This is a genomic window from Caldanaerobacter subterraneus subsp. tengcongensis MB4, from assembly GCF_000007085.1.
GTDB lineage: Bacteria > Bacillota > Thermoanaerobacteria > Thermoanaerobacterales > Thermoanaerobacteraceae > Thermoanaerobacter > Thermoanaerobacter subterraneus.
Genome location: NC_003869.1, coordinates 36,485 through 52,500 on the forward strand (window position 1 = coordinate 36,485; position 16,016 = coordinate 52,500).

Consider the following 16,016-nt stretch of genomic DNA (forward strand, 5'->3'; position numbering starts at 1 on the left):
TAATGCAATTTTAGTTTCCAATTTTGTGGAGGACAAAAGTATAATTTTCTTTTCTCGGTAAAGGGGAGTAACTCTAAATCAATCAGTCGTCATGACGGCTTTTTGCCCGGCTGATTGAGCAGATAATGCGAGTGAGACCTTTACTTTGTGGAATACTACAAAGTAAAGGTCTTTTTCATTTTGCAAAATTTCTGTAAGGAGGGGTGCTAATGAAGAAGTATTGGAATATGCCAATAGAAGAAATAAAAAAAGAATTAGAAACTGATGATGTGTATGGGTTGACGCAAGAGCAAGTCAATGAGAGATTGTTAAAACACGGCAAGAACATTTTGAGAGAAAAGGAAAGAAAATCCATATTCTCTTTATTTATGGAACAGTTTAAAGATTATATGGTCCTGATCCTTATAGTTGCTTCTATTATATCTTTCTTTCTCGGAGAGACAACGGATGCGAGTATAATATTAGCTATTGTAATTTTAAATGCGTTGTTGGGAACGGTTCAGGAAAATAAAGCTGAGAAATCGCTTGAAGCTCTTAAGAAATTGTCTCAGCCTCTTGCAAAAGTAATAAGAGATGGAAAAGTAATGGAAGTTGAAGCATCATCTCTTGTAGTAGGAGATGTAGTGTTAATAGAGGCAGGGAATATCATACCTGCAGATGGGAGATTGGTAGAGGCTAAAAATCTTAAAGTAGATGAATCAGTATTGACTGGTGAGTCAGTACCTGTTGAAAAAGTTGATACAGTAATAGAAAAAGAGGATATACCTTTGGGTGATAGATTTAATTTAGTTTACATGGGAACTACTGTTACTTACGGTAGAGGAAAATTTATTGTAACTGCTACGGGCATGGATACCGAAATGGGAAAAGTAGCCAGCTTAATAGAAAATGAAAGGGACGTTAAAACACCTCTTCAATTAAAGCTTGAAGAACTGGGTAAATATTTGGGGACAGCTGCCATCCTTATAAGTGGAATAATGTTTGGAGTAGGAGTGCTTCAAAAAAGGCCAATATTTGACATGTTTATGACGGCTGTTAGTCTTGCTGTTGCTGCGATTCCTGAGGGGCTTCCTGCCATTATAACTATTACCCTTGCTCTTGGTGTGCAGAAGATGAGCAAGAAAAATGCGATAATAAGAAAACTTCCGGCTGTAGAAACGCTTGGCAGTACAAGTGTTATTTGTTCTGACAAAACAGGAACCCTTACACAGAATAAGATGACTGTTGTGAAGTTTTATGTTAATGATAGAAAAGTGAATGCCCAAAAAGATGAAGTAAAACAAGAAGATTATTTCCTTTTAAAGAATGCTGCATTATGTACTGATGCTTTTATAGATGAGGAAGGAAAAGGGATTGGCGATCCTACGGAAGTTGCGATTGTTGCTGCGATAAATGATTTGGTAGGCTTAAAAAAAGCCGATATAGAAAAAGAATTTCCAAGAGTTGCAGAAATACCTTTTGATTCAGATAGAAAAATGATGTCAACAATACATATGGTGGATAAAGAAGGTTTTAGATTAATTACCAAGGGAGCGCCTGATAATATCATAAAAAGGTGTAAATATATTTTGAAAGAAAATAAGATTTTACCCTTTGATGAAATAGAAAAAAATAAGCTAAGTTCTATCAACGAAGAAATGGGAGGAGAGGCTTTAAGAGTTATTGCAGTTGCGTATAAAGATATAAAAGAAATACCTGAAAATTTGAGTAGCGATGAAATGGAAAAAGATTTGATATTTATAGGGCTTATAGGTATGATAGATCCACCGCGAAGGGAAGCCAAACATTCAGTTGAGATATGCAAAAAAGCAGGAATAAAACCTGTTATGATAACAGGTGACCATAAGATAACGGCTTCTGCGATAGCAAGAGAGCTTGGAATTCTTGAGGATAATGATGAAGCAGTAACAGGTGAAGACCTTGACAGAATTTCTGATGACGAGTTGGCAGAAAGGATAAAAAGAATATCTGTTTTTGCAAGGGTATCTCCTGAGCACAAAATGAGAATTGTAAAAGCGTGGCAAAAAAGAGGTGCTGTTGTGGCAATGACAGGTGATGGTGTGAATGACGCACCTGCCCTCAAACAAGCAGATATTGGAGTCGCAATGGGTATAACTGGTACTGATGTTGCAAAAGAAGCAGCAGATATGGTTTTAACAGATGACAATTTTGCAACAATCGTTGCAGCAGTAGAAGAGGGTAGAACTATATTTGCAAATATAAAGAAAGCTATTCACTATTTATTAAGCTGTAATTTTGGTGAAATAGTCACACTGTTTATTGCTACAATATTAGGAATGCCAATGCCTTTAAAGCCTGTTCATATACTGTGGGTGAATCTCATAACTGATAGTCTTCCGGCACTTGCTCTTGGATTTGAACCGCCGGAAAGAGATATAATGGAGAAGAAGCCCAGACCAAAAGGAGAAAGTATTTTTGCAGGAGGGTTAGCTTATAGAATACTTTTTGAAGGTATGTTAATTGGATTGGTTACATTAATTGCTTTTGTAATAGGACTTAAACAAAATATAGAAACTGCAAGGACTATGGCTTTTGCGGTGCTGACTTTATCGCAGCTTGCTCAAGCTTTAAATGTAAGGTCAGACAAGTCCATTTTTAAGATAGGATTGTTTACAAACAAATACATGATTTTTGCTTTGATAGTGGCGATTTTGTTACAGGTTATTCTAATTGTAACTCCTTTAAACGCAGTATTTGGACTTAAAAATATTAATGTTTATGATTGGGATATAATTATTGCAATGGCAATTTTACCTCTTTTAGTAATGGAAGTGGTCAAATTTTTCAAAAAAGCGAATTAACTTTTTATGCTAGACAAAATTAAATTGAGTGAGTATAATAGGGGAGAGCTGAATTTTAATTAAAAATAGGGCCTGGGTGAATTTGCGATGAAGGTGGCATGGAGTGCGACCCACAGTGAGTTTTTGCTCTCAGACGGGTATTACTTTTCAGGCCTCCACAGAGAACTTTTAAAAAGAGGGATAGTAGTAGAAGAAGTAGGGGATTTTGAGAAATTGTTTCAATACGATGTAGTGATATTTAACTATCCAGAAGACCCTTTTGATGAGAAAGAGAAGATGATTATAAAAAAAGCCCTAGAAAGTGGGAAGAAGAAAATAATCTTTGCTTCCCACTTTAGAAATAAAGATGAAGTTTCAGAAATTTGCAATGGGGTTACGAAAGATTACGGAATATACATACTTCCGGAAGGCGTAAAAGAAAAGGAGTTTTATCTGGAAGAAGACCCTTTCATAATAACTACTGACCAGATTTTCCTTTATTCTGAAGGAGTAAAGGAAATAGTCTTTCCTTATGCAGCTCCTATAGAAATTAGGGACAGAGTAGAAGTAGTGTTAAAAGGGAGAAGTACCAGCTTTACAGATAGCAATGGGACTTCTCCCGTATTGATAGCACAGAAAAGTTTTGATTCTGGAAGTAAGCTTATAGTCTGTGGAAGCTGTATTTTTTGGGATAATTTTTCTCTATTTAAATTGGACAATCTGCAGTTTGTAGTAAACCTCATTTCACTTTAAAGCTTCTTAACCTGTTGATGGCTGCTGCTACTTCTTGGATTCGAGGTAGAGCTAAATTGCCTGGGTGCTTCCCATAAAATGGGGAGACTATTTCCAGGCCTTTTTCGTTTATATCCTTGAATACCGCCTTTAAAATTTCTTTCAAACTTTTTCTCTCATCTATGTATTTTTCCATGTATCGTATTATTTCTGCTATAGCATTAGTCTGGCTCTTATCTACAATTTGTTCAACATAATCAAGTTCAATTTCTTCATATCCAAGGCGTATAGTTTCTTTGTCTTTGGATTTTACTTTTTTCCCCTTTGCTCTAAGCCCTTCTTTGAGAGGTATTCGATCTTTCACAGCAATAGGAATGTCTTCAGACTCTATTTTTCTTTCTGTCTTTATTTCTTGTGCAATTTTCTTAGCTTCTTCAGTTACGTCAAAAGGCCTGTAATTGTGCATTTTTATGACGCAGTCTGCTACATCGAAATAATCTCCACTGCCGCCCATCACCAAGATGGTAGATATTCCATTCTGCTCATAAAGTTGCCTTACCCTATCTATAAAAGGTGTAATGGGCTCTTCATCTTTGGCAATTAATTTTTGCATTCTGGCATCCCTTATCATGAAATTTGTAGCAGATGTATCCTCATCTAGAAGGAGAAGGCTGGTACCTATCTCAATAGCTTCAATTATGTTTGCTGCTTGAGAAGTACTGCCGCTAGCATTTTCTGTAGAAAAAGAGGTGGTGTCCTCGCCGTTAGGCAAGTTTTTTATAAAAGCGCTTATATCCACTTTTTCTACCCGTCTTCCATCTTCTGCCCTTATTTTTACGGCGTCTTCTACAGTTATTACAAATTCCCTTCCATCCCCCGGAATGTGATTGTAGACTCCTCTTTCTAAGGCTTTAAGAAGAGTAGATTTTCCGTGGTACCCTCCGCCGACAATAAGAGTGACTCCTTGAGGGATGCCCATTCCAGTTATTTCTCCTCTATTTGGGAGAGTTACCTTGACTCTTAGGCTTTCAGGGGATTTGAAAGGCACTACGTTTTTACCCTTCAAAGGTTTGTCGCTTACGCCGCTTTCCCTTGGAAGTATTGACCCGTCAGCGACAAAAGCCACAAGTCCCAATTCTTTAAGAAGATTTCTTAGATAGTCCTGGTCTTCTACAGTAGTGACCCAAAGCCATATTTTATCTACATTTAAATTTTTCTTTAAAAGGCCTTTTTCCACAATTTGAGGTATGAAGTCTAAAAGTTGTGTCAAAGCTCCTCTTCCATTTATTTTTCTTCCAAAAGCAGGAAGGCCAACATTCATCCTTGCTTCTATGTAATTTTCTGTTACTACCATTGCGCTTCTTTTTAATATCTCCTGTCCCCCTTTATCTATGTATATATTACCGCTATGACCCGTTCCTTTTATTGAAGGCAGCTTTTCTATCACCTGGGCTACTGACCTTGTTAAAAAATCTTCCAGCGCTACCTGCCTAGAAGAGTTGCTGAAGAGTTCTTTTTCAAAGCCTGATATACTCAGGGGGACCCGGACTCTAATCCTTGAAGGTGGAGCAAAAGGGTCTGGTTGGACATAATCTATGTAAAGTGTAAATTTTTCAAACTCGTATTCTCCTTCTATTTCTTTATAAGCTTTATACCCTTTTCCATCAATTTTATCTATTATTTTTTTCAATTGCTCCTTTGTCATCTTCCCCAACTCCTTCTGTGAAAATGCTCTAGTATTTAGTTTAATACTTTTTAGAAATAAATCATAGTGTAAAATTATCGTAGGATTTTTAAAGTGAAAAAACAAGAGACAACCCCTGTGATAAAATAGATTGTGGAAAACAAAAAACACGAAAGGGGTGTCTCTTGTGAAAAAACATATTTTTGAGGATATTATACTACAAAATGCTCTAAATTTCACTAGGGAAATGATGAATGTTTTTGAGGATTTATTAAAGAATGGAATGAATATTACAGAGCTTGTAGCAAGGATAAAAGAACTTACGGACAAACTAGGTAGAGAGGCAATAGAAGCAATTATTGAGGAGTTAGATAGGATAATAAAAGAAGACAAGAGAAGGAAAGAAAAATGGGTAGTAGAGAGGAAAGATAAAAAGAGATTAACGACAGTCCTTGGGGATATTGAATATGAGAGGACATATTACAAATCAAGGGAGGATGGTAGATATACATATTTAGTGGATGATGCATTAGAGATAGGACGGCACGAGAGGATAGAAAAGGGAGTAAAAATAAAGTTAGTAGAAAATGCGATAGAAGAATCATACGAGAAAAGTAGCGAGAAAGCATGTCCAGAGAAAATAAGTAAACAGACGGTATTAAACGCAATAAGGGAAATAGGAGAAGTAGAGGTGAAGAGAGAAATAAAAGAGAAGAAGGAAGTAAGGGTTTTATACATAGAAGCAGATGAAGACCATGTACCTTTACAAGATGGCAGCAGTGAAACACCGCGATTGATATACATACATGAAGGTAGGGAAGAGAAAAACGGAAGGAACGTACTGAAGAATGTGTATTACAAGGCATACGTAGGAGAGAAAGCAGAAGACATATGGATAGATGTAGCGAATTACATAGAAGAAAATTACAAGGAAGAGAAGATAGAGAAGATATACATAGCAGGAGATGGAGCACCATGGATAAAAGAGGGATTAGAATGGATAGTAAAATCAAGGTTTGTGTTAGACAGATATCATTTAAACAAATACGTATTAAAAGCAACATCAAAAGAGCCAAAGTATAGGGATAAGATATGGAGAGCAATAAATGAAGGGGATAAAGAAGGAGTGAAGAAAATATTTGGTGAGTTAATAAAGATAGCAAAAGAAGAGAAAGAAAAAGAAAAGATAAAGGAAGCGAAGAGATACATACTAAACAATTGGGAAGGGATAAAGATATACAGTGAAGACGAAGATGTAATAGGGTGCAGTGCAGAAGGGCATATAAGCCATGTATTTTCTGCAAGACTTAGCAGGAATCCATTAGGGTGGAGCAGAGAAGGATTAAAGTTAATGGCGAAATTAAGGGTATTTAGCAAGAATGGAGGAGACTTAAGAGAAGTAGAGTGGGGCAAGAAAAAGAATATAAATGCAGGAAGTTACAAATTAACAGAGAAGCAAATAAAAGAGGCAGTAAGGAGAGTTAAAACGTCTACAAATGAAAAAATAAACAATATTACGGTTTTGAATATAGGGAAAGTAACGCCAATATATAGGGTTTTAAGAGCATTAAAATATGCACAAGTTATATAAAGAACATGATAAAACGAAGCCCTGAATTAATTAAGTTTCAGGGGTTGTCTTAAAAAAATCCTACAGTATCTTGACACTATCGAAATAAATTCAAAAACTTTTGAAACCCACTCTAAAAATGGTATAATGATAGTGAGATTTCATTCCTTGGAGTGGTAGAAATGCCAAAGGAAAGCTATTCGATCTTGCTGGCAGGAGATTCAATTTCTAGGGGGGTTGTGTTGGACAGAGAGAAAAATAAATACGTAATAACGGAAAGAAATTATGTCAATCTTGTGAAAGGGCGTATAAAAGGGACGATAAAGAATATATCTAGATTTGGAGCAACTATTTTAAAGGGAATTGAAATGATAAAAAAAGAATTTGTGAGGGAAAAACCCGATGTGGTAGTTTTAGAATTTGGGGGAAATGACTGTGACTTTGACTGGGAACAGGTAGCGAAAAATCCTGAGATGGAGCATTTCCCAAAAACGGATTACCACCTTTTTATACAAAAATTAAAAGAGATAATTGAATTTTTAAAAGAATTTGAGGTTGTTCCTGTGTTGATGACATTACCTCCTTTGGATGCGGATAGGTATTTGAAATGGATTAGCAAGGCAAGTAAGGAGGTGGAGGAAAATATCCTTAGATGGCTGGGGAGTGTGACAAAGATATACTGGTGGCAGGAGCGATATAATTCGGCGATAAGGGTAATTGCTGAGGAAACAAAAACTCTTGTGATAGATGTAAGGAGCGCATTTTTGTATTATCCAGATTTTAGAAATTTTCTTTGTGAGGACGGTATTCATCCAAATGAAGAGGGGCATAAGATAATGGCTCATAAAATAGGTGAATATTTGAAGAAACATTATCCATTTCTTTTAAAAATCTAAGAGGGGGAGATGTCAGATGGAATTTATGAATGTCAGTCTTCCGGAAGAAATTGCAAGAGAAGAGAACTTAGGAAATTACGATAAGGCTTTGAAGCTTATTGACAGATGGCTCAAAAAGGATATACCCTCATGGCTTAAGAAAAGGCTTATTTTTGAAAAAGACAGGATAAAGGTTCTTCTGTCAAGTTATCCTTACACGGAGGAAGAGGCAATTAAAAAAGGTAAAGAGGTTATTAAAAGTTTTACTGAGGAAGAGTTTTATAAACTTTTGGAGGAGGGAATTGTTGATTACATTGTTGTCAATGGAGAGAGAAAATATGAGAGAAGGTATGCTTACAATATAGGATATGCTCTTCCTGAGTATAAAGAAAGGATAGCAAGGTCTGAAAGCGTAGAAAAAGACAGAAAATTGCTCAATGAGAGGCTGAATAGCCTAATAAAAGGAGATAAAGCAAAGGAATATAGAGTTAAAGCGCGAATAAGTTTAAAAATAGAAGAAGATGTAAAAGATAAAGTAAGAGTCTGGCTTCCTTTTCCTAAAGAAGAATTACAGCAAAAAGATGTAAAGCTTATATCAAAGAGCCACGAAAAATATACTCTTGCTCCCAGTGAAGCTCCTCAGAGGACGATTTACTTCGAAGGGAAAAGCTCGGAGGAGTATTTTGTGGAATTTGAATATACCATAACAGAGTGGGTAAACAGAGTGGAACCTGAAAAAATCACAGAAGCAAAAGGCAGTGTTTTTCTAGAAGAACAGCCTCCTCACATAGTTTTTACTCCTTATCTTAAAAAGCTTGCCTACGAAATTGTGGGAGATGAGAAAAATCCATATTATAAAGCCAAAAAGATATACGATTGGATTACTTTAAATGTAAATTATTCTTACGTTAAACCTTACGCCGTTTATGATAATATATCTCAGTTTGTTGCTTCTAATTTGAAAGGGGATTGTGGCTTTCAGGCGCTTTCATTTATAACACTCTGCAGGATTGTAGGGGTGCCTGCAAGATGGCAGTCTGGGTGGTACATAAGTCCTTTCTTCACATCTCCACATGATTGGGCGCTGTTTTTTGTACCACCTTACGGCTGGTTGCCTGCAGACCTCTCCTTTGGAGGACGTTACAGGGAAAATGAAGAACTTCGCAATTTCTACTTTGGAAATTTGGACGGGTTTAGAATGGTTGCTAATAGCGATTTTATGAAGGATTTTATTCCATCTAAGACTCATTGGAGAAGTGACCCTTGTGATAATCAAGTGGGCGAAGTAGAGACAATGGATAGAAATATTTATAATTTCTCATATGAAATGAATATTTTGGAATTTAATTCCATAAATTAATGATTGTGTTCACTTGACATGAGAGAGATTCTCTGATAAAATACATTCATGCAGAGAGTGAAAAGCAATGGCAAATAAATTTATGGAAGAAGCCTTGAAAGAAGCGAAGAAAAGCTACGAATTAGGCGAAGTTCCTGTTGGAGCTGTCATAGTGAAAGATGGGGAAATAATAGCGAGAGGACATAACCAAAAAGAATCGTCAAAGGATGCCACAGCTCATGCAGAAATAATTGCCATAAGAGAAGCCTGCAGAAGGTTGGGGAGTTGGAGGCTTGAAGATTGTAGCTTGTATGTGACGCTGGAACCCTGTCCCATGTGTGCAGGTGCTATTGTTGAAGCTCGAATAAAAAGAGTCTATATAGGGACAGAGAGCCCAAAAGAAGGGGCAGCTGGTTCGGTTATAAATATCTTGAATAACAAAGAGTTAGGGACTAGCACTGAAGTTTACTTTGGGATAATGGAAGAAGAAGCGAAGGAACTTCTCAAAAAGTTTTTTGAAAATTTAAGAGAGTAAGTGCGGAGAGATGGCTGAGTGGTCGAAAGCGCTCGCCTCGAAAGCGAGTGGGCGAATTTTTCGCCTCGAGGGTTCAAATCCCTCTCTCTCCGCCACTTAGAAGACCGCGGAGAGATGACCGAGTGGTCGAAGGTGCACGACTGGAAATCGTGTGTACCCCTAAAAAGGGGTACCGAGGGTTCGAATCCCTCTCTCTCCGCCATTTACATTTAAGAAAATAATTGGGGCCGTACTAGATGGGGAGGTAGCGGTGCCCTGTAGCCTGCAACCCGCTATAGCAGGGTCGAATTCCCAGGCTGAGGCCTGATTTCTGTAAGGCCTGGCGCAAGTAAGTGGCGTTGATACTTGAGTCCTGCGCAACGGAGATTTGCGAACCCCGTCAGGTCCGGAAGGAAGCAGCGGTAAGCAAACACCTCCGTGTGCCGCAGGGGTGCTTGAGTGGAGCTAACTGCTTGCGTAACGCTTATGGGGACAGGTCGAAGCTGGGTGTACGGCCCCTATATTTATGCCCATTTACTGTAAAAATTTTCCTTATAATATTCTTATAATATTTTTTCTTCTCCATCTCAAATTGGCTTAAGATCAAGTTTTTTTTACCGAAATAAATAAAGGGATGCATTTTCACATAAGAAAAGAGATGGAGGAGAATATGTTTAGAAGAGAGTACAGAAAAAAGCTTTTTGTTGTTCTATTTGGGGTTTCATTTTTTGTGTACTTTCTATCTCTTGTGCATTTTTTGTCGGGCTTTGAAAAAAGGATTTTTATTGGCAGTTTAATTTTATTGATCTCAATGGGGTTGTCAAGTTTTTTGTCAAAAAAATTGTCAGAACCTATTGAAAAATTAGAAGAAGGGGTAAAGAGGATAAGTCAGGGAGACTTTGGCTATCGATTGGATGTAAAATCTTCTCAGGAATTTGAGGAACTTTCAAAAAGTTTTAATTTTATGGCTCAACAGCTGTCCTATGCTTATGAAAGGTTAAAGGAGCAGACAGATAATTTAATAAGGCAGAATGAAGAATTGCAGGAATTCAATGCGGAACTGGAGGCTTCTTATGAACAGCTGGAGGCTTTAACGCGGGAACTGGAGCTTTCAGAGAGGAAGTACCGCCTTTTGGTGGAAAATATAAGGGATATTTTATGGGTGACCGATAAGAACTTTATAATTGAGTTTGTGAATTCAAGAGTAGTTAGGTATCTAAACTATACACCTCAAGAGTTAGTTGGGAAAAGTCTCCTTGAAATTGTAGATGAAGAGGCAAAAGAAACTTTAAAAAACATGATGGAAGGCAAAGTGAGATTTGCAGAGGTAAGTTTTAGGACTAAAGATGGGCTTTTGCTGTTGACAGAAACCCATGTTAAGAGATTAAAAGTTGATGAGGAAGTTATAGGACTTCAGGGTATTTCGAGAGATATTACAGAGACTTACTACATAAAAAAGCAGATTGAAGAGAAAAACAACGAAATCCTGGCTATAAGCGATGTGGGTAGATTAATTACATCTGGCAGCGATATGAAAGAGGTGTTAAAAGCTATTGTAGAAAAAGTTGCCGGATTACTCAATTCTCCTCTCTGCGCTGTAAGGGAATATCATCCTTCTTCAGGGAAATTCTTACTATTAGCGAAGGGTGGAGAATTAAAAGATTATCCAGTCTCTGAGGAAATAAGGCTTTCTGAAAAAGATATTGAAGAGCTGGTGACTTCAAAAGAGATCAAAATAAAAGATGTGGATGAATTTCCTCACAGTGAAAAGGTGATGCCCATTTTTAGAGCCAAAGATGTGTATTCAGTGGTAGTTGTTCCACTAGTTTTTGGTGGTGAAACGAAAGGGATTTTGACTGTATGGGCTTCTACTAATACAGTGAAGAATATGAGTTTATTGAGGTCAGTTGCCAGTGCGATTTCTTTGGCAATGGAAAATTCCAAGCTTTACGAAGAGATAAAGAAGGTCTATATAAAGACTATAGAAGCATTGGCTTATGCTATAGAGGCAAAGGATATTCACACAAAAGGGCATTCCATGAGGGTATCTCAGTATGCGGCTTTAATAGGAGAATATATGGGATTTTCCAGAGAGAAAGTGGAGCAATTGAGAATTGCAGGGATTTTACACGATATAGGGAAGATAGGGATAAGGGATTCCATTCTTCTAAAGGAAGGAAAGTTGACTCAACAGGAATATGAAGCTATGAAATTGCACCCAGAGATAGCGAGAAAAATATTAGCACCAATAGATTTGCCTAAAGAGATACTTGAGGCTATTGCAAAGCATCATGAAAGGTATGACGGAAAAGGTTACCCTTATGGATTGAAGGGGGAAGAGATACCTATTGAAGCCGCGATTTTGGGGGTTGCTGATGCCTTCGATGCAATGACTTCAGACAGGTCTTACAGAAAGGGTATGAGCATTGAAGAGGCTGTCAATGAGGTTTTGAGAAATAAAGGAACTCAATTTCACCCTGAAGTGGTGGATGTGTTCATTTCTATATACATGAATGAAAGGCACAGATTAGAAGAAATAAAAAATCAAGTTTTAGAATCTGCCTCTTAAAAGCTCGGTCTTTGAGAAGAGACCGAGTTTTATTTTGAAAAAGTGTAGCGAAGTCTAAATTTTTTTGCTACAATTTAATATAACGGGGTGTTAGAGTATGTATCAGTCTTTGTACAGGAAATACAGGCCAAAAAGTTTCAGTGAAGTTGTGGGGCAGGACCACATTGTGAGGACTCTGAGGAATCAAATAAAAATGGGAAGGATAGGGCATGCATATCTTTTTACAGGCACAAGGGGGACAGGGAAAACTAGTGTAGCAAAAATTTTTGCAAAGGCGGTAAACTGTTTAAATCCAAAAGACGGTGAGCCCTGCAATTCCTGTGAGGTGTGTCAGGCGATAAACACTGGTACTACTATGGATGTCTTGGAAATAGATGCTGCATCTAATAACAGCGTGAATGACGTGAGAGAACTTAGAGAGTCTGTAATCTACTCTCCTTCTCTGACAAAGTACAAAGTATATATAATAGATGAAGTGCATATGCTTTCTACAGGAGCTTTTAACGCCCTTTTAAAAACACTTGAAGAGCCCCCTCGCCATGTGATTTTCATTCTTGCTACCACTGAACCTGAGAAACTGCCTGACACTATCCTCTCGCGTTGCCAGAGGTTCGATTTTAAAAAGATACCGACAAAGCAGATTGCACAGAATCTAGAAAGGATTTGCCAAGATAGCGGTATACAGATTGAACAAAACGGGATAAGAGCTATCGCTCTTTATGGAAATGGTTCAATGAGAGATGCGATAAGTCTTTTAGAGCAATGCGCTTCTTACAAGGAAGGATTAATAACCTATGAAGATGTTTGTGAAATATTGGGAGTTGCGAATGAAGAAATGCTTTTTTCACTTTTAGATCATATTTACGAGAAGGATGCGGTAGCTTCTTTACAGCAACTGGATAAAATATTGTCCTATGGAATAGATTTAGGAAATTTTCTAAGGTCCTTTACTTATATGCTAAGAGATATGGTTATATACAAAACTGGGGGAGATGAGCTAATAGAGATTTTGTACGGAGATCAAGAGACCATAAAAGCAAAGTCGCAGAAATACAGCATAGGATTTTTGACAAATGCTTTGGAGAAGTTTACTGCTTTGCAGAGAGAGATAAGATATGCTGTTTCACCTGTTACATTGCTTGAATTGACGATTTTAAGACTTATTAGGCCGGAAATTTCTTACGATATGGGAAGCTTGATAGCTAGAATAGAAGAGCTAGAGGAAAAAATAAATAAAGGGTATGTGGTAACAAAAGAAGAGAGTGCGAAAACACATGAAAAAGATGAGCTAGAAAAAAAGGTTGATGCTACAAAAGAGGCAAAAAAAGAAAGGGAGGAAATTGATTTAGGAAGAGTTTGGCTTGAAGTAAAGGGAATTCTCAAAAAGGAAAGGATGATGCTCTATACTTTCCTAGAGAAGGGTGTTCCCCATTTAAAGGATGGCAAAATTGTTGTGGAGTATTCCGAAGAAGACGCTCTTTTGGTGGAACAGCTTGGTAGGCCAGAGAATAAAGACTTTATTGAAGGAGTAGTAGAAAAAGTAGTGAAGAAAAGAATTCCAATAGAGTTTGCTCTAAAAAAAAGCGAAGAGGACCTTTTAATTAAGCAGGTAAAGGAATTTTTTGGGGATGGAATTGACATAGAAATAATATAGTGCAAAAGAGGCAAAAAGCACATATTCTAAAATAGAGTAAAAGAATTGGGAGGTAATGAAATGGCAAAAGGTGGATTTCCAGGAGGATTTAATATTAACAATATGATCAAACAAGCACAACAGATGCAAGAAGAAATAAAAAAGATGCAGGAAGAGTTAATGCAGAAGACAGTGGAGGGTACTTCAGGGGGAGGAATGGTAAAAGCAGTAGCAAACGGGAGGAAAGAACTTGTAAGCATAAATATAAACCCTGAAGTGGTAGATAAAGACGATGTAGAGACTTTAGAGGACCTGGTGTTAGCAGCTGTGAACCAGGCTTTGAGAAATGCAGAAGAAATGATTGCTTCTGAAATGGCTAAAATAACAGGAGGATTTAATATTCCAGGTTTGTTTTGAGGTGGAAAGATGAGTTACTATTCTACTTCTGTGGCAAAGCTTATAGAGGAACTTTCTAAATTGCCTGGGATAGGACCCAAAACGGCCCAGAGATTAGCATTTTTCATAATAAATATGCCTTTAGACGAAGTAAGAAGTCTTTCTCAGGCTATTATAGAAGCGAAAGAGAAATTGAGATATTGCAAAATTTGTTTTAACATAACTGATAAAGAAGTGTGTGACATATGCAGTGATGAAAATAGAGACCATTCCACCATATGTGTTGTGTCCCATCCGATGGATGTAGTTGCGATGGAAAAAGTCAAGGAATACAAAGGAGTGTACCATGTTCTGCATGGTGTTATTTCACCTATAGAGGGAGTAGGACCGGAAGATATAAGGATAAAAGAACTTTTGGAAAGAGTAAGGGATGGCAGTGTAAAAGAAGTCATACTTGCCACAAATCCAGATATAGAAGGAGAAGCTACAGCGATGTATATAGCTAAACTGCTGAAACCCTTTGGAGTAAAGGTTACAAGGATTGCTCATGGCATTCCTGTGGGAGGAGATTTGGAGTATACAGATGTTGTGACTTTGTCAAAAGCTCTAGAGGGAAGAAGAGAGGTGTGATGGGGAAGCTCCTATTAGGCAGAGCCTAGTAGGGGCACTTTTATTAATTTTTAGAATAATGTCGAAAATTGTATATACAGCTTTAAAAAAGTAGTGTATAATATTATCAAATGAAAATAATTATTAGCTAGGAGGAATAAAATGTGAATTTGAGTTACAATAATCTATTGTCAGCTTTTTCGTTGGCTCTTGACGTACAAGAGTATAAAAACATGGGACATGCAAGAAGAGTCGCATATGTTTCTCTCAGGATTTCAGAAATGCTTGGATTTGATGAGGAAAAAAAGAAGAAGGTCTATTACTCTGCTCTTTTACACGATATAGGCAAAGGCGATATATATGAAGATTTTTACACAGAGGAATGGTGGAAACATGCGGACAGAGGCAGTAAAATTGTTTTAAAATTGCCTTTTGGTGAGAATTTTTCAGAGATTATAAGGTATCACCATGAGAATTACGACGGAAGTGGGCATTTTAAGTTAAAAGGAGATGAAATCCCATTAGGAGCTCAGATAGTTTTTATATCAGATCAGTTCGACATAAGGTACACTTCTTTGTCTCACAAAGAGAGAGAATACAATATAAGGGAAAATTTAAAAGAATGTGTAGAGACTAATATAGGGAAAATGTTTAACCCTTTGGTTTCAAAGGCATTACTTGAACTTATGAAGCAGGAAAAGTTCTGGCTTGATTATAAGTTTTTTGACATAAAAAGTATACTAAATAAAATAGAACCCAAAGACACTATTCCAATTGGAATCGACGAATTGGAGAATATAGCAGAAGCTTTTGCAGATATTATAGATACCAGAAGCCGTTTTACATACGAACATTCTAGAGGGATTTCAAACCTGGCCTATCAAATGGCTAAAGTATTAGGCTATGATGAAGAAACTTCTAGGAAGATAAGAGTTGCGGGGCTTTTGCATGATTTAGGGAAACTAGCTGTACCTAATTCTATACTTGACAAACCAGGCAAGCTTACAGAAGAAGAATTTATGGTGATGAAATCTCACGTTTATTACACGAAGATAATTTTAAAAGAAATCGGTGGAATAGATGAAATAGCCGAATGGGCAGCAAATCACCACGAGAAACTCGATGGAAGTGGATACCCTGAAGGGTTGAGAGGATATGAAATGGGGGATATTGATAAGCATATTGCTGTATGCGATATATTTCAAGCTTTGACGGAGGACAGACCCTATAGAAAGGGAATGAGCACCAAGGAGGCTATAAGAATTATTGAAAAAGAAGTTAAAAATGGAAAGTT

Annotated in this window: 12 protein-coding genes, 2 tRNA genes and 1 other RNA gene (1 of these 15 cut by a window edge); 14 read left to right on the top strand and 1 reads right to left on the bottom strand. The window is 37.2% G+C overall.

Features of this window, described 5'->3' with window-relative positions; translation table 11 throughout:
- Positions 1-209: 209 nt before the first annotated feature.
- A complete protein-coding gene (locus TTE_RS00160; RefSeq protein WP_011024558.1) occupies positions 210-2,822 on the top strand; it encodes a calcium-transporting P-type ATPase, PMR1-type in 2,613 nt (870 codons plus the stop codon).
- 87 nt (positions 2,823-2,909) lie between these two features.
- The gene (locus tag TTE_RS00165; RefSeq protein WP_009609905.1) at positions 2,910-3,554 is read left to right on the top strand and encodes a hypothetical protein; all 645 of its coding nucleotides are present in this window, start codon (positions 2,910-2,912) and stop codon (positions 3,552-3,554) included.
- Here TTE_RS00165 and TTE_RS00170 read toward each other — a convergent pair.
- Positions 3,541-5,238 (bottom strand): ABC-ATPase domain-containing protein, encoded by a 1,698-nt coding sequence (locus tag TTE_RS00170; protein ID WP_011024559.1) that lies wholly within the window; start codon positions 5,236-5,238, stop codon positions 3,541-3,543. The genes TTE_RS00165 and TTE_RS00170 overlap by 14 nt on opposite strands.
- 166 nt (positions 5,239-5,404) lie before the next feature.
- On the opposite strand from TTE_RS00170, the gene TTE_RS00175 reads away from it, so the two are divergent.
- From TTE_RS00175 to TTE_RS00225, 12 genes are all read left to right on the top strand, one after another.
- Positions 5,405-6,808, top strand: a complete 1,404-nt coding sequence (locus TTE_RS00175) for an ISLre2-like element ISTte3 family transposase (protein ID WP_011024560.1) — start codon at positions 5,405-5,407, stop codon at positions 6,806-6,808.
- A 161-nt stretch (positions 6,809-6,969) separates the two neighbouring features.
- The gene (locus TTE_RS00180) at positions 6,970-7,683 is read left to right on the top strand and encodes an SGNH/GDSL hydrolase family protein (RefSeq protein WP_011024561.1); all 714 of its coding nucleotides are present in this window, start codon (positions 6,970-6,972) and stop codon (positions 7,681-7,683) included.
- Between the two features lie 16 nt (positions 7,684-7,699).
- Positions 7,700-9,022, top strand: a complete 1,323-nt coding sequence (locus TTE_RS00185; protein WP_011024562.1) for a transglutaminase-like domain-containing protein — start codon at positions 7,700-7,702, stop codon at positions 9,020-9,022.
- A 67-nt stretch (positions 9,023-9,089) separates the two neighbouring features.
- Positions 9,090-9,536, top strand: coding sequence for a nucleoside deaminase (locus tag TTE_RS00190; RefSeq protein WP_011024563.1), 447 nt, complete (start codon positions 9,090-9,092; stop codon positions 9,534-9,536).
- A 4-nt stretch (positions 9,537-9,540) separates the two neighbouring features.
- Positions 9,541-9,631 (top strand) — tRNA-Ser (locus TTE_RS00195).
- 13 nt (positions 9,632-9,644) lie between these two features.
- A tRNA-Ser gene (locus TTE_RS00200) sits at positions 9,645-9,738 on the top strand.
- A 25-nt stretch (positions 9,739-9,763) separates the two neighbouring features.
- Positions 9,764-10,030: signal recognition particle sRNA large type (gene ffs / locus TTE_RS13380), an RNA gene on the top strand.
- A gap of 155 nt (positions 10,031-10,185) precedes the next feature.
- Positions 10,186-12,084: an HD domain-containing phosphohydrolase gene (locus tag TTE_RS00205; RefSeq protein ID WP_011024564.1), complete on the top strand. Its 1,899-nt coding sequence runs from the start codon at positions 10,186-10,188 to the stop codon at positions 12,082-12,084.
- Positions 12,085-12,181: 97 nt separating this feature from the next.
- Entirely contained in the window at positions 12,182-13,738 is a 1,557-nt protein-coding gene (gene dnaX, locus TTE_RS00210; protein ID WP_011024565.1) for a DNA polymerase III subunit gamma/tau, read from the top strand.
- Positions 13,739-13,798: 60 nt separating this feature from the next.
- Positions 13,799-14,134: a YbaB/EbfC family nucleoid-associated protein gene (locus TTE_RS00215; RefSeq protein WP_011024566.1), complete on the top strand. Its 336-nt coding sequence runs from the start codon at positions 13,799-13,801 to the stop codon at positions 14,132-14,134.
- 9 nt (positions 14,135-14,143) lie between these two features.
- The gene (gene recR, locus TTE_RS00220; RefSeq protein ID WP_011024567.1) at positions 14,144-14,743 is read left to right on the top strand and encodes a recombination mediator RecR; all 600 of its coding nucleotides are present in this window, start codon (positions 14,144-14,146) and stop codon (positions 14,741-14,743) included.
- Positions 14,744-14,886: 143 nt separating this feature from the next.
- Positions 14,887-16,016 carry the 5' portion of an HD domain-containing phosphohydrolase gene (locus TTE_RS00225; protein ID WP_011024568.1) on the top strand. The gene runs 43 nt beyond the window's last position, so only the first 1,130 of its 1,173 coding nucleotides appear in the window; the start codon lies at positions 14,887-14,889; its stop codon lies beyond the right edge, outside the window.